This is a genomic window from Lactococcus termiticola, assembly GCF_003116835.1.
Classification (GTDB): Bacteria; Bacillota; Bacilli; order Lactobacillales; family Streptococcaceae; genus Lactococcus; species Lactococcus termiticola.
Genome location: NZ_BFFO01000004.1, coordinates 53,104 through 79,368 on the forward strand (window position 1 = coordinate 53,104; position 26,265 = coordinate 79,368).

The 26,265-nt window shown below is 47.8% G+C and carries 27 protein-coding genes and 1 pseudogene; 27 read left to right on the forward strand and 1 reads right to left on the reverse strand.

Annotation, left to right across the window (positions count from 1 at the left end; translation table 11 throughout):
- Positions 1-10: 10 nt before the first annotated feature.
- The 11 genes and pseudogenes from rplI (at position 11) to NtB2_RS03910 (ending at position 9,615) form a co-directional block, all read left to right on the forward strand.
- A complete protein-coding gene (gene rplI, locus NtB2_RS03860; protein WP_109245633.1) occupies positions 11-463 on the forward strand; it encodes a 50S ribosomal protein L9 in 453 nt (150 codons plus the stop codon).
- Between the two features lie 2 nt (positions 464-465).
- Positions 466-1,833: a replicative DNA helicase gene (dnaB, locus tag NtB2_RS03865; protein ID WP_109245634.1), complete on the forward strand. Its 1,368-nt coding sequence runs from the start codon at positions 466-468 to the stop codon at positions 1,831-1,833.
- 492 nt (positions 1,834-2,325) lie between these two features.
- Complete coding sequence (locus tag NtB2_RS03870) at positions 2,326-2,586, forward strand: Veg family protein (protein WP_109245635.1); 261 nt, start codon at positions 2,326-2,328, stop codon at positions 2,584-2,586.
- Between the two features lie 40 nt (positions 2,587-2,626).
- Complete coding sequence (locus tag NtB2_RS03875) at positions 2,627-3,391, forward strand: phosphotransferase family protein (RefSeq protein WP_109245636.1); 765 nt, start codon at positions 2,627-2,629, stop codon at positions 3,389-3,391.
- Positions 3,392-3,436: 45 nt separating this feature from the next.
- Positions 3,437-4,090, forward strand: a pseudogene (gene trmB / locus NtB2_RS03880) (tRNA (guanosine(46)-N7)-methyltransferase TrmB); the annotation flags it as partial.
- A gap of 10 nt (positions 4,091-4,100) precedes the next feature.
- Positions 4,101-4,547, forward strand: a complete 447-nt coding sequence (gene nrdR, locus NtB2_RS03885; protein WP_109245638.1) for a transcriptional regulator NrdR — start codon at positions 4,101-4,103, stop codon at positions 4,545-4,547.
- Positions 4,548-4,568: 21 nt separating this feature from the next.
- Positions 4,569-5,747 (forward strand): replication initiation and membrane attachment family protein, encoded by a 1,179-nt coding sequence (locus NtB2_RS03890; protein WP_109245639.1) that lies wholly within the window; start codon positions 4,569-4,571, stop codon positions 5,745-5,747.
- Positions 5,748-6,629: a primosomal protein DnaI gene (gene dnaI, locus NtB2_RS03895; RefSeq protein WP_109245640.1), complete on the forward strand. Its 882-nt coding sequence runs from the start codon at positions 5,748-5,750 to the stop codon at positions 6,627-6,629.
- Positions 6,622-7,338, forward strand: a complete 717-nt coding sequence (locus tag NtB2_RS03900) for an NADPH-dependent oxidoreductase (protein WP_109245641.1) — start codon at positions 6,622-6,624, stop codon at positions 7,336-7,338. Before dnaI ends, NtB2_RS03900 begins: the two co-directional genes overlap by 8 nt.
- Positions 7,339-7,713: 375 nt before the next feature.
- Positions 7,714-9,024, forward strand: coding sequence for a ribosome biogenesis GTPase Der (gene der / locus NtB2_RS03905; protein ID WP_109245642.1), 1,311 nt, complete (start codon positions 7,714-7,716; stop codon positions 9,022-9,024).
- The gene (locus NtB2_RS03910; RefSeq protein WP_109245643.1) at positions 9,025-9,615 is read left to right on the forward strand and encodes a GNAT family N-acetyltransferase; all 591 of its coding nucleotides are present in this window, start codon (positions 9,025-9,027) and stop codon (positions 9,613-9,615) included. It begins immediately after the preceding gene.
- 486 nt (positions 9,616-10,101) lie between these two features.
- On the opposite strand, the gene NtB2_RS03915 is transcribed toward NtB2_RS03910, so the two are convergent.
- Entirely contained in the window at positions 10,102-10,680 is a 579-nt protein-coding gene (locus NtB2_RS03915) for a TetR/AcrR family transcriptional regulator (RefSeq protein WP_109245644.1), read from the reverse strand.
- A 523-nt stretch (positions 10,681-11,203) separates the two neighbouring features.
- On the opposite strand from NtB2_RS03915, the gene NtB2_RS03920 reads away from it, so the two are divergent.
- From NtB2_RS03920 to NtB2_RS03995, 16 genes are all read left to right on the forward strand, one after another.
- Positions 11,204-12,115, forward strand: coding sequence for an ABC transporter ATP-binding protein (locus NtB2_RS03920; RefSeq protein ID WP_109245645.1), 912 nt, complete (start codon positions 11,204-11,206; stop codon positions 12,113-12,115).
- The gene (locus NtB2_RS03925; protein ID WP_109245646.1) at positions 12,112-13,320 is read left to right on the forward strand and encodes an ABC transporter permease; all 1,209 of its coding nucleotides are present in this window, start codon (positions 12,112-12,114) and stop codon (positions 13,318-13,320) included. Before NtB2_RS03920 ends, NtB2_RS03925 begins: the two co-directional genes overlap by 4 nt.
- A gap of 162 nt (positions 13,321-13,482) precedes the next feature.
- The gene (locus NtB2_RS03930; RefSeq protein WP_109245647.1) at positions 13,483-14,103 is read left to right on the forward strand and encodes a ComEA family DNA-binding protein; all 621 of its coding nucleotides are present in this window, start codon (positions 13,483-13,485) and stop codon (positions 14,101-14,103) included.
- On the forward strand, positions 14,069-16,315 hold the full coding sequence (locus NtB2_RS03935) for a DNA internalization-related competence protein ComEC/Rec2 (protein WP_174683335.1): 2,247 nt from the start codon (positions 14,069-14,071) through the stop codon (positions 16,313-16,315). The genes NtB2_RS03930 and NtB2_RS03935 overlap by 35 nt, the downstream gene beginning before the upstream one ends.
- A 57-nt stretch (positions 16,316-16,372) precedes the next feature.
- The gene (locus NtB2_RS03940) at positions 16,373-17,146 is read left to right on the forward strand and encodes an alpha/beta hydrolase (protein ID WP_109245648.1); all 774 of its coding nucleotides are present in this window, start codon (positions 16,373-16,375) and stop codon (positions 17,144-17,146) included.
- A gap of 188 nt (positions 17,147-17,334) precedes the next feature.
- Entirely contained in the window at positions 17,335-17,556 is a 222-nt protein-coding gene (locus tag NtB2_RS03945) for a hypothetical protein (RefSeq protein ID WP_109245649.1), read from the forward strand.
- Positions 17,557-17,904: 348 nt separating this feature from the next.
- Complete coding sequence (locus NtB2_RS03950) at positions 17,905-18,117, forward strand: F0F1 ATP synthase subunit C (protein WP_109245650.1); 213 nt, start codon at positions 17,905-17,907, stop codon at positions 18,115-18,117.
- Between the two features lie 48 nt (positions 18,118-18,165).
- Positions 18,166-18,879, forward strand: coding sequence for a F0F1 ATP synthase subunit A (gene atpB / locus NtB2_RS03955; RefSeq protein WP_109245651.1), 714 nt, complete (start codon positions 18,166-18,168; stop codon positions 18,877-18,879).
- Between the two features lie 16 nt (positions 18,880-18,895).
- Complete coding sequence (gene atpF / locus NtB2_RS03960) at positions 18,896-19,399, forward strand: F0F1 ATP synthase subunit B (RefSeq protein WP_109245652.1); 504 nt, start codon at positions 18,896-18,898, stop codon at positions 19,397-19,399.
- 9 nt (positions 19,400-19,408) lie between these two features.
- Complete coding sequence (locus tag NtB2_RS03965; RefSeq protein WP_109245653.1) at positions 19,409-19,936, forward strand: F0F1 ATP synthase subunit delta; 528 nt, start codon at positions 19,409-19,411, stop codon at positions 19,934-19,936.
- Between the two features lie 14 nt (positions 19,937-19,950).
- Complete coding sequence (gene atpA / locus NtB2_RS03970; protein WP_109245654.1) at positions 19,951-21,462, forward strand: F0F1 ATP synthase subunit alpha; 1,512 nt, start codon at positions 19,951-19,953, stop codon at positions 21,460-21,462.
- Positions 21,463-21,475: 13 nt separating this feature from the next.
- Positions 21,476-22,351 (forward strand): F0F1 ATP synthase subunit gamma, encoded by an 876-nt coding sequence (locus NtB2_RS03975; protein WP_109245655.1) that lies wholly within the window; start codon positions 21,476-21,478, stop codon positions 22,349-22,351.
- A gap of 17 nt (positions 22,352-22,368) precedes the next feature.
- A complete protein-coding gene (gene atpD, locus NtB2_RS03980; RefSeq protein ID WP_109245656.1) occupies positions 22,369-23,778 on the forward strand; it encodes a F0F1 ATP synthase subunit beta in 1,410 nt (469 codons plus the stop codon).
- Between the two features lie 14 nt (positions 23,779-23,792).
- Entirely contained in the window at positions 23,793-24,221 is a 429-nt protein-coding gene (locus tag NtB2_RS03985; RefSeq protein ID WP_109245657.1) for a F0F1 ATP synthase subunit epsilon, read from the forward strand.
- Positions 24,222-24,590: 369 nt separating this feature from the next.
- A complete protein-coding gene (locus tag NtB2_RS03990) occupies positions 24,591-25,226 on the forward strand; it encodes a hypothetical protein (RefSeq protein WP_109245658.1) in 636 nt (211 codons plus the stop codon).
- A gap of 1 nt (position 25,227) precedes the next feature.
- Positions 25,228-26,196 (forward strand): glycosyltransferase family 2 protein, encoded by a 969-nt coding sequence (locus NtB2_RS03995; RefSeq protein ID WP_109245659.1) that lies wholly within the window; start codon positions 25,228-25,230, stop codon positions 26,194-26,196.
- Positions 26,197-26,265 lie beyond the last annotated feature (69 nt).

Below are 26,265 nucleotides of genomic sequence, written 5' to 3' on the forward strand. Positions count from 1 at the left end.
GGAGTAACTCATGAAAGTTGTATTTTTAGCAGATGTTAAAGGCCAAGGAAAAAAAGGCGAAGTCAAAGAAGTCCCATCAGGCTACGCTCAAAACTTTCTCTTCAAGAAAAAATTAGCCAAGGAAGCGACAGCCCAGGCCATCTCTGAGGTCAAAGGCCAAGCCAAGGCCAACGAAAAGAAGGAAGCTGAACTCCTTGCTGAAGCAAAAGAGCTCAAGGCCAAGCTTGAAGCCGAAGACTTTATCGTTGAAATCGGCGAAAAGGTGGGTCAAGACGGCCGGCTCTTCGGTGCGGTCAACTCTAAGAAAATCGCTGAAGCCCTGGAAAAACAGTATAAAATCAAGCTCGACAAGCACAAGCTGGTCCTTGACAATCCTGTCCGTGCCCTCGGCATCAAAGACGTGCCAGTCAAGCTCTACAAGGATGTGACAGCGACGCTTAAAGTCAGGGTTGGAGAAGCCTAAGCATGCCAGAAATTAACCTATTGAGGACGCCGCCCCAGGATGATGAGGCAGAAAAAGCTGTCCTGGGGGCGATTATTCTGGATGAAGACCGCCTAATTGAAGTCAAGGAATTTATTACTGCCGACGACTTCTATAAGACGGCCCACAAGATTCTCTTCCAAGCCATGGAGCACCTGAGCGACAACCGGATCAACATCGACCCGCTGACCCTCCGTTCCCGCCTTGAGAGCCAGGGCGACCTTGAGACCATTGGCGGGGTGTCCTACTTTGCTGAGGTGGCCAATAGCGTAGTGACGGCTGCCAATGCTGAATACTACGCCAAGATTGTCGCTGAGAAATCCCTCCTTCGCCAGCTTATCAGAAAGCTGACGACCAGCGTTGACAAGGCCTATGAGCAGGACGGTCCGGCTGAGGACATCCTGGCTGAGGCAGAAAAAGCCTTAATCGATGTCCAGCAGGGTAGAAATAGCTCAAGCTTCCGCAAGATTGCTGATGTCCTTGAGCTCAATTATGACGACCTGCAACAGCGGGCCCAGCAGGACTCGAATATCACAGGGATTGCGACTGGCTATCATGAGCTGGATGCCATGACGACCGGCCTTCACGCAGAAGAGCTAATTATCTTGGCCGCACGTCCCGCCGTGGGTAAGACCGCCTTTGCACTGAACATCGCCCAAAACATTGCCACCAAGCAGAAGAAGGCCGTAGCCATCTTCTCTCTGGAAATGGGGGCGGAGAGCCTGGTCAACCGGATGCTGGCTGCTGAAGGCTTGATTGAGTCCATGCACCTGCGGACCGGTCAGCTCGATGATGAAGAGTGGAACAAGTACTTTATCGCCATGGGGACGCTGGCAAACTCTGATATTTATATTGATGACACGCCAGGGATTAAAATCACAGAAATCCGTGCTCGCTCAAGAAAGCTAGCCCAGACTAATGACCTTGGCCTGATTGTCATTGACTATCTCCAGTTGATTTCAGGGACTGGCCGGGAAAACCGCCAACAAGAGGTCTCTGAGATTTCCCGTCAACTCAAGATTTTGGCGAAAGAATTGAAGGTGCCGGTCATTGCCCTCAGTCAGCTCTCCCGTGGGGTGGAGCAACGGCAAGACAAGCGACCTGTCCTTTCCGACATCCGTGAATCCGGCTCGATTGAGCAGGATGCCGACATCGTTGCCTTCCTATACCGGGATGACTACTATGAGCGGGGAGACAGCGACGATGAAAGCCCAGGCCTGCCTGCGGAAATCGATAACAAGGTCGAAGTCATTATTGAAAAGAACCGCTCCGGAAGCCGGGGGACAGTAGAGCTCCTCTTCCTCAAGGAATATAACCGCTTTTCAAACATCGAGAATCGCTTTCCAGACTAGATTTTTAGGCCTGATTCATGTTATAATATCTAGCGAATGTCTTTGGGCGTTCCGTCACAGTTTTTTCGCAAAAGCACTGTGAGGCCGCAAGCGAAGCCTTCGGCTTCCATTGCTAAATGTCGAGCCCTTTGGTCTCGCCATTTGCCATATTTCACAGTGTTTTTGCGTAAAAACTGTGACTCCACTTATGCCTATTTACAACATGAATGAGGACCTTTTGGGATAGGTCTCTGCTCATGGAGTAGCTTACCACTAACACGACAAGTTTTTGGTGATTATAAAATAGTCACGAGTGGAGTGGAAGAAATCTGCCCGATTGGCCGTGAAAATTGGCAAATTGGGAGACCCGTAGGGGCTCACGATTTAGCAATGGAACGGCGTAGCCGTTCGCTTGTGGCCACACGGTCAATCGGGCAGATTTCTGGAACGAAACGGACCCAAAGAGCAGAAACCCCAACCAAATTCTTCAAAAAGAAGAGAAAGAGGTAAAAATTGGATAATCAAAATCAAGAAGTAGGAAAAATCGTCGATATTCGTGAACAAGTGCAGGCTCACTTGGGTCAAACGATTGAAATCACATCGCAATTTGGCCGTAAGCGGGAAAACCGTCATAAGGTCAATTTGATTGAAGCCTATGCCACGCACTTTGTCATCGAAAATATCCCCCTGCGTGGCCCTAAGACTACTGAGTCTTACCAGTACGCTGATATTTTGACACAGACCATTTTGATTCACTACCCTGACCACAAATAAGTCAATACAATTTCACATTCTATAGAAAGGAGGGAGAAGGATGAACTGGGACATGACCCCTATCAAGGGAAGTTCAGGCAATGCCTACTCAGCCAGAGTAGACAAGGAACGCCTCTTCATTAAAAAGAACGGCAACCCCTTCCTGGCATCCATCGTCATGGAAGGCATCACGCCACGTGTCCTCTGGACCAGCCGGACCATCGAGGGCGATACGCTCTCAGCCCAGCCCTGGATTTCTGGTCATACATTGAGCCCAGACGACATGACGGACACCCAGATCAACGTCATCCTCTCCCACCTCCACCGCTCCCACAAGCTGGTCGAGTCTTATAAGAAAATGGGAAGTCAGCTGGTCACGCCGGCTGTACTCCTTGAGCAGGCGGAAAATTCCGTCGACTTGCTCAAGACCAATTCTTACCTGACCAAGGTCATCGCAGAGCTCAAGGCCAGTATCCCTGAGCTCAAAGAAGATGAGATTCGTGTCGTCCATGGCGATGTCAACCACAAGAACTGGATGCTTGAAGACAAGACCCAAAAGCTTTATCTAGTCGACTGGGACACGGTCTTCTTGAGCGACCCCTGTGTCGACATTGCCCATATTCTGAGCCACTATATCAAACCTTCTGACTGGAAGGCCTGGCTCCAGTATTCTGGCTATGTCCCGACGGATAAGCTGATGGAGAAGATTGCCTGGTATGGGAAATTGAGCTTCCTACGTCAGATTGCTGTGGACGCAGGCCATGGTGACTTAAAAAATGTGAATGAAGAAATCCTGGCTCTTCGAGCCTTCAACGATTTATTCTAGGAATGTAGAGAGGGCGACCTCTCCTTTTCGCTATTAAAAAGGAAGTTTATGCGCGTAAGAAATCGTAAAGGAGCAGCAGAGCTCCTCGAGCAAAATCAACAAATCGTCGTCCAAAATCCGACCGATTTCAAGGGGAAATGGGCTGAGCGTTTTGGCAATGATCATCCCATCCATATCGAGGTCGGATGCGGAAAAGGTGGCTTTATTACCGGCATGGCAGAAAAGCACCCAGATATCAACTACATCGCCATTGACATGCAACTCTCCGTCCTGTCCTATGCCCTTGACAAGGCCATAGAAGCAGGCCTGCCCAATGTCCAGATGATGCTGGTCGATGGCTCTCAGCTAACCGAATACTTTGCTCCAGGCGAGGTGGACTTGGTCTACCTGAACTTTTCAGACCCTTGGCCAAAGACTCGCCACGAAAAACGTCGTCTGACCCATGCCAACTTCCTCAAGACCTACCAGGAAATCTTGCCATCTGAGGGTCAGGTCCACTTTAAGACGGACAACCGGGGCCTCTTTGAGTATTCACTGGCCAGTATGAGCCAATACGGCATGACCCTGCAAAAGGTCTGGCTGGACCTTCACAAAGACGAAGCTTTTGCTGAAGAAAACGTCATGACCGAATACGAAATGAAATTTTCTAAAAAAGGCCAGGTCATCTACCGGCTCGAGGCCCAATTCCCTAAAAAATAAGGAGAATGCCATGAAATGTCCAAAATGCCAATCTGAACATTCTAAAGTCGTCGACTCACGCCAGGCAGAGGATGCCATCCGTCGCAGACGTGTCTGTGAAGAATGTGGCAACCGTTTTACCACCTTTGAACGCATCGAACAAATGCCGATTTTGGTCATCAAGAAGGATGACAAGCGGGAGCCTTTCAGCCGGCAGAAAATCATCGACGGCCTGGTCCGCTCGGCCTACAAACGGCCGGTCTCATCTGAAGACATCGAATCTGTGACCAATAAAATCGAGCAACGAATCCGCCAGCTCGATAGTAACGAGGTCGAAAGCGAGACCATCGGCGAGCTGGTCATGGAAGAACTGGCCGGCATTGATGACATTACCTATGTCCGCTTTGCCAGCGTCTACCGTTCATTTAAGGACGTCCAGGAGTTGGAAGAGCTTCTGAAAAACATTACCAAGAAATAGAAATAGTGAGTAGATAAGACTATGCGAGCAGGAGATCAATTTCATATTGTGAATCGAGGAAAGGTCAGCTTTGATGCCGACGCTTTTAGCCTGCTCTATTTGCCGATTATCGGCAAGGATGCCTATGTGGTCTACCAGCTCTTGCGGACCTTTTATCAGGGCCGGATTATGGACCTGCTGGACTATCTCGACTGCAGTGTCAATGACTTTGAAGAGGCGACTGAACGTCTCTCTGCTATTGGCCTGATTAGGATTGCTGAAGATGGGGGCGATGAGTTCTATATCGAGCTGATGAGCCCGCTGGCCTTTGACGACTTTATGGCCGATGACTTTTATAAGCAGCTACTGGCCTATTATATCGGCGAGCAGAAGGTCTCAGCCCTCAGCTTCAGAGAAGAGCTCAAGGGCCAGGAGATTTCTAAAAAATTCTCAGATGTTTATCCGGTCCAATTTGACAAGGGGCCAAGTATCCGGGCCTCAAGAAGCAATTTTGACCTCTACAATTTCAAGAAAATCATGCGGGACCGGAGCATCCGCTTTAATGATGAAGGGGCTGACACGCTCAGTATCGTCAGCATGGCTGATAAATTTGGCCTCGACTGGTTTGAGCTTTTTACACTGGCGACTGAAAACTTAAACGAGGATCAGACCATCAATACCAGTAGGATGCTGGACAAGCTCTCTGTTAAGGCTTCAGGCCAGGCCAAGACGACGGATTTGACCGTCACCGAGCGGGAAATCATCCGAACGGCCAAGGCTCACAAGCCAGAAGACTTCTTGCTCCGTCTGAAGAAGCAAAAGAATACCAGCATCACAGACGATGAGAAGCACCTTCTGGTGGATCTGGGCAAGTTTAACATCAGTCCAGAAGTTCAGAATCTGATTTTCTATTATTATTTAGCCGTCCAACAAAAGGCCAACATCAACCGAAACCAGGCTCAAAACCTGGCCAATGACTGGACAGCCAGCAAGATTTTGACAGCTGAGCAAGCGATTGAGCGGATTAGAAGTTGGGGAGCTCAGCAAAAAGAGAAGCAGGCGAAGCAACTACAAACGAAGCCTGCATTTGCTCAAAAGCAAGTTAAGAAAGCCCCCGAATGGTCAAATAGCAACTATGTGAATCAGACCACTGCCGAAGAGCAGGCTGAGCTTGACCGTATCCGTGAGGAAGCCCTCAGGAAAATTGAAGGAGACAAGTAAATGGAGTCAATTGGTGAAATCCTAAAAAAACGTGGCGATATCAAGCAGCAATTTGATGGCCTCGTTGCTGAAACTTTGGCTCATCCAGAAGTAAAGGCTTTTATAGCAGAACATAAGCTAAGTACAGATGAGATTCAACGCTCTTATTCTAAATTTTATGAATATGTCAAAGCTAAAGCTGCTTTTGATGCTGGTGAAGATTCAGCAACATCAGGCTATGAACCAAAGCTTGTTATGAATCAAGGCTATGCGGATGTCTCTTATAAGACGACAGCTGAACTGGCAGCACTTCAAGAAAATCAATCGCAGCGGCGGCGCGTTCAAGTCATCGGCTTACCAAAGACGATGAAAGATGTGCGATGGAAGGATGTCCTTCTGGACGATAAGTCTCGGATAGAGGTTTATCAAGCGATTTCCAATTTTATTGCGGAGCCAAAAACAGAAAAAGGCCTGTATGTCTACGGAGATTTTGGGACAGGAAAGTCTTATATGATGGCTGCCATGGCGACAGAGCTTGCTAAAAAAGGCATTACCACAACACTGATTCACTACCCAACCTTTGTTCTTGGAAATAATTTTGATACGGTTATTGAACGAGCTGAAGAAGTTAAGCGTGCTGAGGTCTTAGTCCTTGATGACATCGGTGGGGAAACCAACAATGCTTGGATTCGTGACTCGATTCTTCAAGTTATCCTTCAACATCGTATGCAAGAAGACTTACCAACTTTCTTCACATCAAATCTTTCGATGGAAGATCTTACACAGCACCTTGCTGAAACCAAGCGTCAAGAAGATATATGGCCTGCACAGCGTGTTATGGAACGAATCAAATACTTGGCTCGTGAACTTAGACTAGAAGGAGGCAATCGCCGACATGGATAATGTGATTGATTTAATGAAAAAACATACTTCTGTTCGTAATTTTACGGAGGAAGTCATTCCCGATGAGGTCATCAAAGACCTGATTGAGGCGGGACGAGCCGCTTCAAACTGGAAGAATTTCCAGTCTTACTCAATCATCGTCGTCAAGAGCAAAGAGCAAAAAGAGGCGATTTACGAGCACCAGCCTCAGAAGTCGATTATTAATAGTTCGCACTATCTCGTCTTTGTTGGCGACCTCAAGCGGGCGGAGACGGCGGTCACAATGAACGGTGGGGATTTCCAGCCAGCTGGTGTAGAGTCTCTGCTTATCAGCTCGATTGATGCGGCTTTGGCTGCTGAAAATATTTTGGTCGCAGCGGAAAGCCTGGGTTACGGCGGTGTTATGGTCGGCTTGATTCGTGACCAGTCGGCTGAAATCTCAGATGTGATGGGCCTGCCAGACTATACCTACCCGCTCTTTGGCATTGCCCTAGGTAAGCCAGCCCGACTCAATGAAGTCAAGCCCCGTCTGCCTTATGAGACGGTCGTCTTTCCTGAGAAATATGTCGTCCAAGATGAAGAAGTCATCAAGGCTTACGATAAGGTCCAGACTGATTATGCAGGCCAACGTCGTGTCGACTCCACCTGGTCAGAACGCATGGTCAGCCAATGGGGACAGCCTGAGCTCAAGAGCTCAACAGAAAATTTGAAAGCAAAAGGCCTTTTATAAAAGGCTTCAGTCTGCTGTATTGGTTCGTTCCGTTTCAGCCTTTCGGCTAAATTGCTGTGGGGCCCGCAAGCAGACCGCTTTGCGGTCTCATTGCTAAATTTGGAGACTTTAGGCTCCAAATTTGCCTTATGCCACGGCAATTTATCCAAAAGGCTGGAACTCCACTCGTGCCTAAAATCTTAAACCTTTTATAGGTTGGGAAGGAATGAGTGGAGCGGAAGGAATCTGAATGATTTACTATGAAAAAGGCAAATGGCGAGACCGAAGGGCTCGACATTTAGCAATGAAAGCGAAGCTTTGCTTGCGGCCCATAGTAAATCATTCAGATTCCTGTAGCGAAACGGACCCCAATCCAGAAGACTAGAAAGTAACACTATGACACTACCAACTATTGCCATCGTCGGCCGACCTAATGTCGGAAAATCGACGATTTTCAACCGGATTGCCGGTGAACGGATTTCCATTGTCGAAGACACGCCTGGCGTGACCCGTGACCGGATCTATGCCCAGGGCGAATGGCTCACTCGCAAATTCAATATCATTGACACTGGAGGGATTGAGCTTTCTGACGAGCCCTTCATGACTGAAATCCGTGCCCAGGCAGAGATTGCCATGGAAGAAGCCGATGTCATCGTTGCTGTTGTCGACGGGGAAACCGGCATTACTGATGCTGACGAGGCCGTCGCACAAATTCTCTATCGGACCGATAAGCCCGTTATTCTTGTGGTTAACAAGGTCGATAATCCAGAGCGACGGATGGAAATCTTTGATTTCTATAGCCTGGGTCTTGGTGACCCTTATCCCGTCTCTGCCGTTCATGGCCTGGGGACCGGTGACCTGCTTGATGCTATCGTCAAAGAGCTTCCGATGATCGAAGAGGAAGACGATGAGGATGTGATTAAATTCAGCTTGATTGGCCGTCCTAATGTCGGCAAGTCTTCCCTGATTAACGCCATCCTCGGCGAAGAGCGGGTCATCGCCTCACCGATTGCTGGGACGACGCGTGACGCCATTGACACCCACTTTACAGACGAGACCGGCCAAGAGTTTGTCATGATTGACACGGCCGGAATGCGTAAATCTGGGAAAATCTATGAGAATACTGAAAAGTACTCTGTCATGCGTGCCATGCGTGCCATTGACCGATCAGATATTGTTTTGATGGTCATCAATGCTGAAGAAGGCATCCGGGAATACGACAAGCGTATCGCTGGCTTTGCCCACGAAGCAGGTAAAGGCATCATCATCGTTGTCAATAAATGGGATACCCTCGACAAGGACAATAAGACTATGCAGCAATGGGAAGAAGACATCCGCTGGGAATTTAAGTACCTGGACTATGCCCCTATCATGTATGTCTCAGCCAAGACCGGCCAACGCCTCGGCAAAATCCCTGATAAAATCAAGGAAATCTCTGCCAGCCAGAAACTCCGGATTACCAGCTCTGTCTTGAACGACGTCATCATGGACGCCGTCGCTATCAACCCGACACCGACCGACAAGGGCAAACGCCTGAAAATATTTTATGCGACCCAAGTGGCCATCCAGCCACCGACCTTCGTCGTCTTTGTTAATGAAGAAGAGCTCATGCACTTTTCATACATGCGTTTCCTTGAAAATCAAATCCGTAAGGCCTTTGTCTTTGAAGGAACCCCAATTCACATGATTGCTAGAAAGCGGAAATAAATGGAATTCAGACTCGCCAGGCCAGAAGATGCAGCAGAACTGTTGGCCATCTACAAGCCCTATGTCGAAAAGACGGCGATTACCTTTGAGTACGAGGTCCCAAGTCTCGAAGCATTTGAAGCAAGAATCAAGAGCATTTCAGCTCTTTTTCCTTATATCGTCGCTGTTGATGAAGAAAGCGGAAAAATCCAAGGTTACGCCTACGCTGGTCGTTATCGTGAACGCAAGGCCTACGACTGGGTCGTTGAACTCTCGATATACCTTGCCGAAGAAGCCAGAGGAAAAGGCCTTGGTAAGCCCCTATATCACCGCCTCCTCAAGCTCCTGACTGCCCTTAACTATCAGCGTGCCTACGCCTGTATCACCGTCCCTAATCCCGGTAGTATCCATTTCCACGAGAAGCTCGGCTTCAGCTTGATTGGCCAATTTAACGGCTCAGGCTACAAGTTTGAGCAGTGGTACGGGATTGCTTGGATGGAGCTGGTCTTGCAGGAGGAGCAGGTCAAGCCTGTTTTAGGGATTGCTGACTTGGATTGGGATGTGATTGCTAGGATTTTGAGGGATATTGAGAAGAATAGTATTGAAGATTAGATGAGGATTGATGCGGAGTTTTATGAGAATCAATCAGAGGAACAGTTCGCAGAAGGATTGGGCCTAAGTATAGATGACTATAGGTTTTATCAACAGCATCATGAGTTAATATTAAAGTGTTTGATATCAATCGCTCAGATAACAAAATTCAAGACATGATAGCCCGCTACAAAGAAAAAAACAATCTCAAATAATCAGACAGAGTGGAAGAAATCCCGCCCCAATGCTGTGAAAAAGACAAAAGTCGAGACCGAAAGGGCTCGACTTTTAGCAATGAAAGCGAAGCTTTGCTTGCGTGTCTCACAGCATTGGGGCGGGATTTCTGGAACGGTCCCTTTGCATAGAGATACCGCCTAATGTTCGCATTGCTACTTTAGCAGTATCTTCTAAGCACCTGGAGGCTTGGAGATCTCAGGCCTTCAATGCTCCCCTCGGTCGCATTGCTAACTCAGAGCTCTAATCCAAGCTAAAAACCTTGAGCGAAGCTCAAGGTTTTTTACTAAGAATCTCAAAAGGTGCCATCTTCATCGCCTCAATAAACTTATCCGCAAAGAGCGACGAAGGCTCAGCCTTATCCGCCATCAGCCAGGCTGAGGTAATCCCCATGATCTGCTTGACGATGATCCGGGCCAGAAACTCAGTCGGGACGTTCGAGTTATTCCCCTGGCGTTCGATATAGATGACGGCCAGTGGCGTATATTTATCCTCCAAAAACTGAATCCAGTAGGGATCCATCCCCGTATAATACAAGAGCCTCATCCATTCCTTTTTACTATAGAGAAAGGGAAGAAAGTCCTGCTTGATGAAGTTAATCATGTCTTCTTCAGAACCTTTACCGCAGTCTAAGAAATCCTCAAACATCTGGGTCAAATCTTGCTCGATAATCTTGTGGATGTGGTTGAGAATCGCATCCGTGTTCTTGAAATGGTACTTGATGATACTCTCTCGTCTGATGCCGATTTTTTCAGCAATCATCTTGAGGCTGATACGTTTTCCCTTCTTTTCTTCTGCCAATGAAAAATAGGCATCTATAATCTGTTGCTGCTTCTCCGTTGTAATCTTCATAATATCCTAATTTTACCACGAATGAAAACCCTCCACAAAAAAAATGGGACACACCGTGTGTCCTCTTATTCAAAAATGAAAGTTACGAAGCCTTGACACACGAATATCAAGGGCTACAAGATGTGTCTCATTGATTATTTTGCTTTATGAAATTGTGTGCTATAGTATTATTTGTAAGCAAGTTTTATTCTAAATGAACCGCATGAGGACTGATCATCCTCTGGCCAGAAGGTTGATTTTAGGGGGAGTTTTTCTTGCTTACACATAGATAGTTGACAAGCTTTTTGATGGGAGAGCAGGGACTAACACCTGTTTCAAAAAGTTGTCAGTTTAGGGGGCCCTATGAGAAGTGCGGCGGATGCGGTGTATCTTCCTACTTTCCTCGATAGAAACTACATTTTCGTCGCCCACTCATAGGTCTCTTCAATGGAAAATTACAGAAGCTTGTCTGAATAGACAGGCTTTTTCCAATTTTGGAAATCAATATTTCAAATGATATAATGAAGATAAGAAAGGAGTTTTTATGACACTAAAAATCGAACAGCTCAGCAAGTCATTTGGCGAGAAAAAGGCCCTGGATGACCTCTCGATGACCGTTGAGCCCGGCCAGGTCATGGGCCTGATTGGCCAAAATGGGGCCGGCAAGACGACTTGTTTTAGGATGATTTTGGACTTTATCAAGGCTGATTCAGGGAGGATCAGCTTTCAGGGCAAGCCCATCGACCAGAAGGCCAAGCAAGGTATCGGCTTTCTGCCTGAGGAACGGGGCCTCTACCAGAAGCTGACCGTCGAAGAGCAGTTGCTTTATTTTGCAGAATTGCATGGAATGAAACGCCAGGATGCGAGAAGCCAGCTCAAAGACTGGTTTGACCGCCTTCAGGTTGTCGGTAAGCTGACTGACAAGGTCCAGTCCCTGTCTAAGGGGAACGCCCAGAAGGTCCAGTTCATTGCGACCCTCCTGCATGAGCCGGATTTTCTGATTCTTGACGAGCCCTTTACCGGCCTCGACCCGGTCAACACTCAGCTCCTCAGAGAAGAAATCAAGCGGGCCAGCAAGCGTGGGGCCGTGATTGTCTTTTCAAATCATAATATGTCTGACGTCGAGCTCTTGAGCGACCAGCTGACCATGCTGAAAGCCGGAAAGACCGTCCTCCAAGGCGAGCTCCAGGCCATCCGTGACAGCTATGGCAAGACGCGGGTCTATCTGGAGTCAGAGCTGGCTGATGAGGCCCTACTTGCGATTTCTGGTGTGGAAAGCCTAGCCAAGCAGGGACCAGGCCGTCTGGCTATCTTGTCTGACGAGTCGGCCGGCCAGGAGATTTTTAAGCAGGTCACAGCAAAAGGCTATGTGCAGGCCTTTATGCAGTCGGCTCCGACATTGGATGAAATCTTCCGGATGGAAGCGACTCAAGAGCATCAGGAGGTCAAGCGATGAGCTCACAAATCTGGCTGGTTGCCAAAAACATCTATCGAACTCGGGTCAAGGGGGCAGGCTTCTGGGCCCTGGTCCTCTCGCCCTTTATCGTCGCGGCTATTTCCCTTGGCATCGGCTTCATCATTGGCTCAAGCTCCAATGCCACGCCAAAGCTGGCCGTCGTTAATAACGCCAGCCTCCATCAGCTTCTCCAGGCCGACGGCCGGCTCAATGCCGACCTGAGCGACAAGTCCAGTCTCGATGAAGCCAGGACCGCCCTTGACAAGGGCGACATCGATGGCTATCTGACCGAATCTGACGGCCACTATAAAATCACGACCAGTAGTTCTGGTGTCGCTAAATTTGATGAAAAGAGCTTCCAGCAGGCCTTAAACCAGAGCAAGATGATGCAGGAAGCCCAGAGGCTGGGCCTCTCAGCTGACAATCTCAAGAGCCTGCTGAGTCCAGCCTCACTCAGCATTGAGACGGCAGGCCAGGCCTCAGGAGACGCCAGGCGGGGAGCCAATGCCGCTGTCGGTACGGTCTCTTCTATCTTGATTTTTATGTTCCTCATGCTCTATGTGGGCGTGATTGGCCAGGAAATCGGGAATGAAAAGTCCAGCCGGATCATGGAGATTCTCCTGGCGGCGAGTTCTGCCAAGGTCCAGTATTATGGGAAGATTCTGGGCGTGATTATGCTGGCCCTGACCCAGATTGGCCTTTATGTATTGGGCTTTGGGGTCGCCTATCCCTTTGTCAAAAATCAGGAGACGGTCAAGCAGTTGTCTGGCCTTCTCGCAGGGATTGACCTGAACTTTGGCCTTTATCTGATTGCCATGTCGCTGGTCGGCACTCTTGGCTATCTCTTCCTCGCCTCTATCGTGGCCTCTCTGGTTAATGAGCAGGCCCAGGTCCAGCAGGCAACCCAGCCGATTGCTTTTCTGTCGATGATTGGTTATATTGGCGGGATTGCCGGGGCTTCTGTGCCCTCCAATCTGATTTTGAAGGTCATGAGTTTCATTCCCTTTATCAGTCCGACTTTGATGACTAGCCGTTTCGCCATCCAGTTTTCATCGGCGACGGAGGCCTGGATTTCCCTAGGACTCCAGCTTTTGGCGACGATATTGATTGCCAAGACCGGCGAGAAAATCTATGCGAGAAACGTGATTTCTTATAGTGATGAGAAGATTATGAAGCAGTTGCTTGCGAATATTCGTGGTAAATAGACCAAAAGCCTGCAGATGCCAGGCTTTTTTGCTAGAAGTTTTGAGCAAGCAATGCGGCCAAGGGAAGCATTGAGGCCAAAAACACTTCAAAGAAGCTGTCAGATGGAAAAAGCAGAGCCTTCTTCATTTTTGACATTTGCTTTTCTTTTTCGGATAAGAGGCATGAATCAAGTCATAGAATGGATGAAGGAACATCTCAAGCTTTTAGCACTTATCGGCCTTGGCCTTATTGTTGTCGCAGGCTTTCTGATTTTCAGAAGTCCTAGGCCGAGCCAGGAGGCGGGACGACTGAAACCCGCTCAAAATTTGGAAACGAAGAGCTCTAACACATCATCGAAAACTTCAGGAGACGAGAAAGTCCGCGTCGACCTCAAAGGAGCAGTGAAAAGGCCGGGAGTATATGAGCTCTCGAAGAATGCCAGGGTCGAAGACTTGATAAAGCTGGCCGGAGGTCTTCTGGATGAGGCCGATAGCAAGTCCATCAATCTGGCAGCAAGGCTCCAGGACGAAGCCGTCATCTATGTGGCTAGACGAGGTGAAGCTGTTGTCGCTGAGGCAGGCCAGCCCGCTGGCTCAACAACCTCCAAAGGCAAGGTCAACATCAACACAGCAAGCCTAGCCGAACTCCAGACTATCACAGGTGTCGGAGCCAAAAAGGCCCAGGACATCATTGATTACAGGACAGAGCACGGCAAATTTCAAAAGCTTGAAGACTTGAGAAAGGTCAAGGGATTTGGGGAGAAGACGATTGAAAAGCTTAAAGAGCTCATTCGACTGGAATAAAGTTGTCAATTATCCTTGGATCTATCTGGTCTTTTTGACTGTCCTCCTTTACTTTTTAATCTTTCAGTTTAGTTGGTCACTATTAGTGGTCTTTTTCTTCCTGGTTGGAATGGCTATCTACAGGGGATACTATAGTCTTCCCCTGCTTTTAGTGCTTCCGGCCAGTTTTCTTTTTTTAACGCAGTGGACGGAGCAAAAGGCAAGGGCAGTCAAGCCAGAAGAAGTGCGAGCCATCAACATTGAGCCAGATAGCATAGAAGTAAATGGCGACAGTTTAAGCTTCCGGGGAAGTGCTGAGGGTCAGAACTTTCAGGCCTTCTACCGGCTGAAAAGCCAGGAGGAACAAGCCTTCTTCAAGGGCCTTGATCAAAAGGCCAGCCTTGTCATCGAAGGCGAAATCACAGTCCCAGAGGGGAAGAGAAACTTTGACGGCTTTGACTATCAAGCCTATCTGGCGAGTCAGGGCATCTACAGGCAAGTCAATATTCAGACCATTAACGACATCAAGCTCAGCCAGGACTTTGACCTGCCACTGCTCAGACGAAAGTTTATCGTCTTCATCCAGTCGCATTTCCCAGAGCCTACGTCCTCCTATATGACCGGCCTCCTGCTGGGCTACCTCCCTAAGTCCTTTAACGAGCAGGCCTCCATCTACACGAGCCTTGGTATCATCCATCTCTTTGCCCTTTCAGGCATGCAGGTCAACTTTTTTCTGGATGGCCTGAGAAAATTCCTTTTGAGGCTGGGCCTTGTCAAAGAACACTTGCCCTGGCTTCTTATTCCTTTTTCCATCTTCTACGGCTTCATGACGGGCTGGGGGATTGCTATCTTTAGAGCCCTTCTTCAGAAGAACATCCCTCTGAGAGGTCTTGACAATTTTGCGGTGGCTTTCTTTATTCTGTTGATTTTCCGCCCGCATTTTCTCTTGACTATTGGCGGGAGCCTCAGCCTGGCCTTTGCCTTTGTCCTCGGCATGCTGGAGGGCAAGTTTCAGGACTGGCCGGCCTGGAAGCGACGGCTGGCCCATTCTGTGGCCCTGTCGACAGTGGTCCTTCCACTCTTGATTTATCATTTTTCCATCTTTCAGCCTTTTTCGATATTATTGACCTTCGCCTTTGCCATCCTCTTTGATTTTTTCCTCCTGCCTTTTTTGCTGGGAATATTCCTGCTTGCCTACATCACAGGCCTGAGCTGGGATGGCTTCAATCAGATTTTCATCGCCCTAGAGGACCTGGTCAAGCTGGTCTACGAGCTCCTGCCCCGTCCGATTGTCTTTGGCAAGCCGAGTTTGCTCGCCCTGATGGCCTTGCTCATCCTTGCTGGCCTCCTGATTGACCATTATAAAAAGAAGAGGTTCTGGCTGTTCTTGGCGATAGCCTTTATTTGCCTGTCTTTTTTAGGAAAATTCCGCCTAAGTCCCAGCATCACGATGGTCGATATTGGCCAGGGCGATAGCTTCTTGCTCCAGGATAAATTAAATCGCAAGAACATCCTCATTGATACAGGTGGCCGAGTGGAGTTTGGCCAGGATAGGGAGTCCTGGAGGCAGGGCGACAAGCGGGCCAATGCCGATTTCACGCTGATTCCTTATCTGAGGTCGAGAGGAATCAGCAGGCTGGACGTCCTGCTATTGACCCATGCGGACACAGACCATGTTGGCGACTTTTTAAGATTGGCAGAAAACTTTACTATCAAAGAAGTCTGGGTTTCCCCAGGTATGATGACCCGGCCGGATTTCCGAGCAAAGCTTGTAGCCTCAAGGCTCAAGGTCCACGAGGTCAGCCGAGGAGACAGGCTCCCCATCTTTGACAGCCAGCTTGAAGTCCTCAGTCCAGGCTATACGGGCAAGGGAGACAACAACGATAGTATCGTGAGCTACGGCCAATTTTACGGCAAGAGCTTCCTCTTTACTGGCGACCTGGAAAAAGCTGGTGAAGGCGAACTCCTCAGAGACTATCCCGACCTCAAGGTAGATGTGCTAAAAGCTGGACACCACGGCTCCAAGGGCTCGAGCGACCCAGCCTTTATTTCTGCCATACAGCCTGAGATTGCCCTGATTTCCGCAGGACAAAGAAACCGCTATGGCCATCCGACCAGAGAGGTCCTCAAAATCCTGGATGATGCGGGCGTGACAGTCTATCGGACCGACCAGCAGGGGGCCATCAGACTGGACTATAGCCAGGAATTTTGGGAAATCAAAAAGACCCGCTGACTATGCTATAATGATAAAGTATCCGGTTTCATTAAATTGTCTAAGAAAGGAAGCATCATGGCTTTATTAAAGATTGAATATTACTCAGAGGTCCTCGAGATGAATCGACAGGTCAATGTCATTTATCCTGAAAGCTCAAAGGTGGAGGCCATCACAAAGAGCGACATCCCCGTCCTCTATCTCCTGCATGGCATGTCAGGCAATGAAAACTCTTGGCTACAACGCTCGGCCATCGAGCGTCTGGTCCGCCATAGCAACCTGGCGATTGTCATGCCTTCGACCGATTTGGGCTTTTATGTCAACACGACATACGGCATGCACTATTATGATGCGATTGCCAAAGAACTCCCTCAGGTCATCAGGAATTTCTTTCCGAACCTGTCTCAAAAACCAGAGAAGAACTTCATCGCTGGCCTGTCAATGGGCGGTTACGGTGCCTACCGGATTGCCTTATCTAGCAACTATTTCAGCCATGCGGCCAGTCTCTCTGGTGCCCTCAGCTTTGAAGGGATGGAGGCAGCACAAGAAGCCAACCCAGCCTACTGGAATGGTCTCTTTGGAAGCTTAGAAGCCTTTGAGCAATCCGACAACAACCTCAATAAGCTTCTAAAAGCCCCAGCCAGCAAGCCAAAACTCTACGCCTGGTGTGGCCATCAAGACTACCTCTACCCAGCCAACCAAGCCATCGCAGAAAAACTCCAAAGCGCAGGCTTCGATCTGACCTACGAGACCGCCGACGGAACCCACGAATGGTACTATTGGGCCAAGCAAATCGAACGCGTCCTGGAATGGTTGCCGATTGATTATGTGAAGGAAGAGCGCTTGAGTTGATAGGCGCTCTGCTGGAGCCGTTTCGTTCCGGAAAACAGGGGAAAGCTACTATGTGGCCCGCAAGCAAACCTTCGGTTTCATTGCTAAATGTCGAGCCCTAGCGGTCTCGCCATTTGCCTTATTCCATAGTAGTTTCCCCTGTTTTCCTCCACTGCACTGTTGATGACTAGGTAATCAGGAGATATAAAATGACTGATAGACCATTATCGCTGGAAGAAAAGTGGGTAAAGGATGCCGAGTTTTATGAATCTATGTCCGACGAGGAGGCTGCTAAAAGCCTGGAACTTTCACTCGAGGATTATAAGTTTTATAAAGAGCATACGTTTGAAATCATAAGATTCGCAGAGCCTGGAAAGTTCAATAAGGCAATCGACATGATAGAACACTACAAAGCCAAAAATAAGATTTAGCTACCGCTACTAAGAAACTCCAAACTTTAATAGCGACCAAATCTCAGACCTGCAGAGCGGAATAAATATTGCAATTTACTGTGGCATCAGGCAGATTTGAAGACCTCAGGGCTTCAAATCTAGCAATGAAACCGAAGGTTTGCTTGTGGCCCCACAGTAAGTTGCAATATTTATGGAGCGAGGTCTCCTAAAGCCGTGGAAATCGCTTCTTCAAATAAGCCCAAACCAGCCCTGTGAAAAAACCCCAAAAAAAGCTGACCTTTATTTTGACATCAAAATTTTTTAGGTCTATAATAATAGAGTAATTGAAAACGTGCATTAAAGCACAAATAGAAAGAGGATTTATCAATGGATATTACACTTAACGCCCTCAAAGCAGTTGCAATCGGTCTTGGTGCCCTTGGTGCTGCGATTGGTGACGGTCTTGTTGTATCAAGCTTTATCAATGCTGTCGCTCGCCAACCAGAAATGGAAGGCAAGCTCCGTACCAACATGTTCTTGGGTATCGCCTTTGCCGAAGGTACCTTCTTCATCGCCTTGGCGATGGCCTTCCTTTTCTAATTCTTTTAGAGGAAATGTTTCAAACAATTAGAATAGAAAGGAAAAGATATGGAATCTACATGGACATTTAATGTCGGCCCCATTGTTTTTGATGGGACGATTACAGTCATGACTGCCTTAACCGTAGTCATTGTCTTTGGATTGGTTTTCTGGGCTTCGCGTAAAATGCAGCTCAAGCCAACAGGTAAGCAAAATGTCCTGGAGTGGGTGGTCGATTTCGTCGCTGGGATTAACAAAGATAATCTTGGCAGCCGCGAAGCCAGCCGCTTTACGCTCATGAGCTTTACCCTCTTTTCTTTCCTTTTGATTGCCAACACGATTGGTTTGGTGACGAAAATCGATGGGGCACATGATGTCGCATTCTGGAAGTCACCAACGGCGAATCCTACAATCGACCTGACCCTGGCCGTATTGATCATCGTCTTAGCCAATACGCTTGGCGTACAAAAATTTGGTTTTGTAGGTTATCTTAAAAATGCCTTCTGGAAGGCTCCAAAAGCGATGCTTCCTATGAATATCCTTGAAGAGTTTACAAACACACTCTCTCTTGGTCTTCGTCTTTACGGAAACATCTTCGCAGGTGAAGTCATGCTCGGCCTGATTGCACAAATGTTGCATCCAAGCTGGTTCATGCTTCCTGTGACTTGGATTCTTGGCGTGGTTTGGATTGGCTTCTCATTCTTTATCTCAGCCCTTCAAGCTTACGTCTTTGTCCTCTTGAGTAACCTCTACATCAGCCATAAAATTTTAGCAGAACATTAGGAAAGGAGTATCTACAATGATCACATTACTTGAAGCTGCTCCAAATACTGTCTTAGGCAATATTATTGTCGTGAGCGGGGCCTTTATCATTCTTATGATTTTGATCCGCACATTGGCATGGAAGCAAATCACCAGCATTTTCACGGCCCGTGCCAAGAAAATCGCAGATGATATTGACGCAGCAGAAGAGTCAAACAAGCAGGCTGCAGAATTGGTAAAACAACGTCAAGATGAACTCTCAGGCTCTAAACAAGAAGCTGCACAGATCATCCAGACAGCCAATGACACAGCTCAACAAAACCGTGCGAAGATTGTGGCAACAGCAAACGAAGAAGCTGCAGCCATCAAGACACGCACACAAGCAGAAATTGACCAAGAACGTAAGGAAGCCCTAAGCTCTGTCAAGGGCGAAGTTGCTGGCATTTCTGTACAAATCGCTGAAAAACTCATCGGTAAAAGCCTTGACGCCAATGCCCAATCAGAGCTGATCGACAGCTATCTGACTAAGCTTGGTGAGTAAGGAGAGCCTATGACAACAGTAAACGCTCAAAAATATGGCAAAGCCTTACTTGAAGTGGCTGAAGAAAAAGGCCAACTTGAAAGTATCCTTGCTGAAGTGAATGAACTTAGCAAGGCCTTTGAAGCGAATGACCTTCATAGCTTTTTTGCTAACAAGGTTATCGCTGACAGTCAAAAGTCTGAAGTCTTGGAAACATTGAAGAAGGGTGCAAGTCCCATCATGCAAAATTTCCTAAACACGATCAGACTTAACGGACGTCTTGCAAGTCTTCAAGCTATCCTTGCTGAAGTAAAGAACTCAGCGGATGTGATGTTTAAGATTTCAGACGTTGAAGTCATCTCAAGCCAGGCCTTGTCTGATGCACAAATTCAAAAAATGACAGAGTTGACGAAGAAGAAATTCGACCTCAACGAAGTCAGCATCAAAAACTCTGTAGATGAAAGTATCCTCGGTGGATTTATCATCAATGCCAGAGGAAAAATTATTGATGCCTCAATCAAAACACAACTGGCTAAAATCGCCAGTCAAATCTTATAAGAAGGGAGCAAGATTTGGCAATCAATGCAAATGAAATCAGCTCGCTGATTAAACAACAAATTGAAAATTTCACACCAGACTTCGAAGTCGCTGAAACTGGTGTTGTCACATACGTCGGTGACGGGATCGCCCGTGCCTATGGTCTTGAAAATGCAATGAGTGGAGAACTCGTTGAATTCTCAAACGGCTCTATGGGTCTCGCGCAAAACTTGGACTCAACTGACGTCGGTATTATCGTCCTTGGTGACTTCCTCAGCATCCGTGAGGGAGACACTGTTAAACGTACAGGTAAAATCATGGAAATCCCTGTTGGGGAAGAATTGATTGGTCGTGTTGTTAATCCACTCGGTCAACCTGTCGATGGTCTTGGAGAAATCAAGACAGACAAAACACGTCCTGTCGAAGCAAAAGCTCCAGGTGTTATGCAACGTAAATCAGTCTCTGAACCACTTCAAACTGGTCTTAAAGCGATTGATGCCCTCGTTCCAATTGGACGTGGCCAACGTGAATTGGTCATCGGTGACCGCCAGACCGGTAAAACATCAGTTGCAATCGACACCATCTTGAACCAAAAGGGTCAAGATATGATCTGTATCTATGTTGCCATCGGACAAAAAGAATCAACTGTACGTACACAAGTTGAAACTTTGCGTAAATTCGGTGCCCTTGACTACACTATCGTTGTGACTGCATCAGCATCACAACCTTCTCCACTCCTTTACATCGCCCCTTATGCGGGTGCTGCAATGGGTGAAGAATTCATGTATAACGGAAAACACGTTTTGGTCGTTTACGATGACTTGTCTAAACAAGCCGTTGCTTACCGTGAACTGAGTCTCCTGCTCCGTCGTCCACCAGGACGTGAAGCTTACCCAGGGGATGTCTTCTACCTCCACTCACGTTTGCTTGAACGTGCAGCGAAACTTTCTGATGAACTCGGTGGTGGTTCAATGACTGCTCTTCCTTTCATCGAAACACAAGCCGGAGATATCTCTGCTTATATCGCGACAAACGTTATCTCTATTACTGACGGACAAATCTTCTTGGATTTGGATTCATTCTACTCAGGTATCCGTCCAGCGATCGATGCCGGATCATCCGTATCCCGTGTCGGTGGTTCTGCACAAATCAAAGCCATGAAGAAGGTTGCAGGTACTCTGCGTCTCGACTTAGCTTCATTTAAAGAACTTGAAGCCTTCTCACAATTTGGTTCTGACCTTGATGCTGCGACACAAGCAAAATTGAATCGTGGTCGTCGTACAGTAGAAGTATTGAAACAACCACTCCACAAGCCATTGCCTGTTGAGAAGCAAGTCCTCGTACTTTACGCTTTGACACATGGTTTCTTGGATGATGTGCCTGTTGACGATATTCTTGACTTTGAAGAAAAGATGTTTGACTTCTTTGATGCGAATAATGCTGATTTGCTCCAAGTGATCACAGATACAAAAGATTTGCCAGATGAAGCGAAGTTGGATGAAGCGATTAAGGCCTTCAAACAAACCACTAACTACATCGAGAAATAAGGGAGGCTAGATTATGCCAGCTTCACTTAACGAAATCAAAACTAAAATCACTTCTACTGGGAAGACCAGTCAAATCACTGGTGCCATGCAGATGGTCTCTGCAGCCAAGCTCCAGAAGTCTGAATCTGCAGCCAAGTCTTATCAGGTTTATTCTAAGAAGGTCCACGATGTGACCGTCGACATGATCAGTCATGATACGGGAAGCAGTACAAATCCCATGCTGATCAAACGGCCAATCAAGAAGACCGGTTATCTGGTCATCAGCTCTGACCGTGGCCTTGTTGGAAGCTACAATGCCAATATCTTGAAAAACGTCACTGCCCGTCTTGCTGAACGGCATGACAAGCCTGAAGAATACGTTATCCTTGCCCTTGGTGGCATGGGGGCTGACTTCTTCAAGGCGCGCAATATTGACATTGCCTATGAGATGCGTGGCTTGACCGAGCAGCCGACCTTTGATGAGGTCCGTGAGATTGTCAAAGAGGCTGTTAGCCTTTATCAAGATGAGAGCTTTGATGAGCTCTATGTCTGCTACAATCACCACGTGAACTCACTGATCAGCGAGCCTCGGATTGAAAAGATGCTGCCGATTTCAGTAGATGGACAGGAAGAAGGAGCAAGTAAGGACCTCACGACCTTTGAGCTTGAACCAAGCCGTGAAGTCATCCTTGACCAACTCCTTCCCCAATATGCAGAGAGCATGATTTATGGTGCCATCATTGATGCAAAAACAGCAGAACATGCTGCAGGGATGACCGCTATGCGGACCGCGACTGACAATGCCAAGACCGTGATAAACGACTTGACCATCCAGTATAACCGGGCCCGCCAGGCAGCGATTACTCAGGAAATCACTGAAATCGTCGCCGGTGCATCAGCCCTAGAATAAAATAAGGAGGAAAAACATTGAGTTCTGGTAAAATTACTCAGGTTATCGGTCCCGTCGTTGACGTGGAATTCCCGTCAGATGCGAATCTGCCTGAGATTAATAACGCCTTGATTGTCTACAAAGATGTCAATGGTGAAAAAATTAAAATCACGCTTGAAGTGGCCTTGGAACTTGGTGACGGTGCGGTTCGTACCATTGCCATGGATTCTACAGACGGCTTGACCCGTGGTCTTGAGGTATTGGATACGGGTAAAGCCATTTCCGTCCCTGTTGGTAAAACAACGCTGGGTCGTGTCTTCAACGTCCTTGGGGACACGATTGATGGTGGCGAAGACTTTGCAGAAGATGCAGACCGTAGCCCTATCCACAAGAAGGCTCCTACCTTTGACGAGCTTTCTACAGCAAATGAAATTCTCGTAACAGGGATTAAAGTCATCGACCTGCTCGCCCCTTACCTTAAAGGTGGTAAGGTCGGACTTTTCGGTGGTGCCGGTGTTGGTAAAACCGTCCTTATCCAAGAATTGATCCACAATATCGCCCAAGAACACGGTGGTATCTCAGTCTTCACAGGTGTCGGAGAACGTACTCGTGAAGGGAACGACCTTTATTTCGAAATGAAGGAATCCGGCGTTATTGAAAAGACTGCCATGGTCTTCGGTCAAATGAACGAACCACCAGGAGCACGTATGCGTGTGGCCCTTACCGGTTTGACCATCGCCGAATACTTCCGTGATGTTGAAGGTCAAGACGTTTTGCTCTTCATCGACAACATCTTCCGTTTCACGCAAGCAGGTTCTGAGGTTTCAGCCCTTTTGGGTCGTATGCCTTCAGCCGTTGGCTACCAACCTACACTTGCTACTGAAATGGGTCAACTCCAAGAACGTATCACTTCTACTAAGAAGGGTTCTGTTACATCTATCCAAGCCGTTTATGTCCCAGCCGATGACTATACTGACCCAGCGCCAGCTACAGCCTTCGCTCACTTGGACTCAACAACTAACTTGGAACGTCGTTTGACTCAAATGGGGATTTATCCAGCCGTTGACCCACTCGCTTCAAGCTCTCGTGCCCTTGACCCAGAAATCGTTGGTCAAGAACACTATGAAGTAGCGATGGAAGTTAAACGTGTCTTGCAACGTTACCGTGAATTGCAAGATATCATCGCTATCCTTGGTATGGATGAATTGTCAGATGATGAAAAAGTCCTTGTTGGACGTGCTCGTCGTATCCAATTCTTCCTTTCACAAAACTTCCACGTTGCCGAACAATTTACCGGTATCGCTGGTTCTTATGTGCCAATCGAGAAGACCATCTCAGACTTCAAGGAAATCCTTGAAGGGAAATATGACCATCTCCCAGAAGAAGCCTTCAACAGCGTTGGCCCAATCGAAGATGCGGTTGAAAAAGCCAAGAAGATGGGCTACTAATAGGAGGTTGATGCATGACTGAAAATATCATGACCCTGCAGGTAATTACACCGGCAGGTATGGTCTATGATCACCATGCGACATTCATTCTTGCCCATACGACTGCTGGAGACATGGGGATTTTGCCCAATATGATTTCGACCATTGCTGGCCTTGAAATCTCTGAGCTGAAAGTGAGACGGCCTGACGATGATGACCACGTTGACTATATTGCGGTCAATGGCGGGATTATCGAGGTCAAAAATAGTCTGGTGACGATCGTTGCGGATTCCGCAGAACGTGACCGGGCCATCGACGTCTCCCGTGCTGAACGGGCCAAGCTCCGTGCAGAACGCAAGATTGAACAAGCAAAAACGGAACAAAAACCTGACGAAATCAAGCGGGCAGAAGTCGAGCTTCACCGAGCTCTTAACCGCTTGAATGTCGTGAGTCATTTGAAATAGTCATTTTATGATGAAGCCTATCTTTGATAGGCTTTTTTGCTAGAAGTTTTGAGCTAGCGATAGGACCAAGGGGAGCATTGAGGGCCAGAACTCTCCAAGAGAATTTGAGGATAAGGAAAACGCAGCTTTCCTCCTTCCATCGCTAAATGTCGAGCCCGCTGATCTCGCCAGTTGCCTGTTTTCAAAGCGGGTCCATGGAATTTCTTCCATTCCACTCCTGCTAGCTATACGGGTTTTAGTTATTTCTATAACTCCGAGCATTTCGACAGACCTCCGACCACTGTCTATTCCATGGGCGAGTCGTCTGACAGTCACCTTCAAATATGTTAAAATATAAGGAGTTTATAATAGACAGAGAAAGGAGGAGCGATGAAGGATTTAGAGGAAATCCAGGCACTGAATAGGGCACTGGGGCAGCTGGAAGGTCGATACAAGGCCCTTCTCGATTTTGACAAGCAGTTGGAACAGCAGGCGGAGCTGAAGTTGAAGCGTAGGGCGGATGTGACGACGGGTCTTTTTATTGCCCTCTTTCTGATTTTTGGGGTCAAGCTCTTTGTCTTTGACGAGATTTTGGGTGATGATCAGATTGAGATTTTTGCCATCTTGTTTGCCCTTGGGATTGCCCTGGCCTGGATTGGTCTTTTGATCCACTTTTTATTGATGAAATCTGCCATGGCAAATGTCCTCTTGTTTGGCTACAAGCATACTCTCAAGAGACTGCAGAAGAAGCGCTCAAAGGAGAGGTCAGGACTGCTGGCTCAACTCTCATCAGCCCTGGAGCAGGCGAGACGCTATGATGCGACGGTCGATTCTGCTTATCTCAATAGTAAGTCTGTCGCCTATCTCATGCAGAGTCTGGAAAATGGTGAGGTCAACAATGTCGACGAGGGGCTCCAGCTTTTGAAGATTGAGCTGGAAAATCCAAAGGCCAAGGCCAAGCTCTGGGAGGACAGCCTCCTCGAGCGTTCTGAAGACTTATTGACAGGAAATCTAGGAGGAGCCTAGGATGACGACAAGTGAAAAACAGCATCTGGACCTGATCATCCCCTGCTACAATGAAGCAGAGGGCCTGCCCGAGCTCTTTGCCCGGCTGGATGCCTTGAGAACAGCTCTGGACCTCCATCTTGAGCTTTATTTTATTGATGACGGCTCGACAGATGAGACCTTAGAGCTGGTGAAATCCTACCAGCCCCAGGCTAAGTCTGGCTTTGAGACGAGCGCTCACTACCTTTCTTTTTCAAGAAATTTTGGCAAGGAAGCAGCTCTACTAGCAGGTCTCCGGGCCAGTCGCTCAGAGCTGGTCGCTCTTATAGACGCCGACCTTCAAGACCCGCCTGAGCTCCTGATAGAAATGTTGCCCATGCTTGAGACCAGCGACCTGGATACAGTCATCGCCGTCCGCAGTGATCGCAAGGGGGAAGCCTGGTTCGTCAGCCTGGCCTCTCGGCTTTTTTATGCCCTCATGAAGAAGCTGTCGAAGACCGAGATTATCTCTGGTGTCAGAGACTACCGCCTCATGAAACGTCCGGTTGTTGATGCGATTTTGAGCCTGGCTGAGTACAATCGCTTTTCTAAGGGCTTATTCAGCTGGGTTGGCTTTAAGAAGGCATATTTACCATATGATAATCAGGTCCGCAAGTCCGGCAAGAGCAAGTGGAATCTGACCAGCAAGATCAAATACGCCATTGACGGCTTTGTGAATTTTTCTGAAGCCCCGCTTGAAATTGCAACCTTTAGTGGCCTGAGTCTTGTCAGTATCACGATTCTGGCCATTATCTTCCTGGTCGTCCGCCAGCTCTTTTGGCACCATTCGGTCAATGGCTGGACCTCGATGATTGTCATCATGCTCTTTTGCTTTGGCTTTGTCCTCTTGATGCTCGGCATCATTGGGAAATATATCAGTAACATTTTCCTGGAGACCAAGAGACGGCCTGTCTACATTATCCGGGAAGAAGATGAAAAAAATGCAAAATAAGCCCTCTTTAATCTTTACTATTGATTGAAAACGAGTTATAATAGTTTTGTAATAAATAAGTCGAACTGA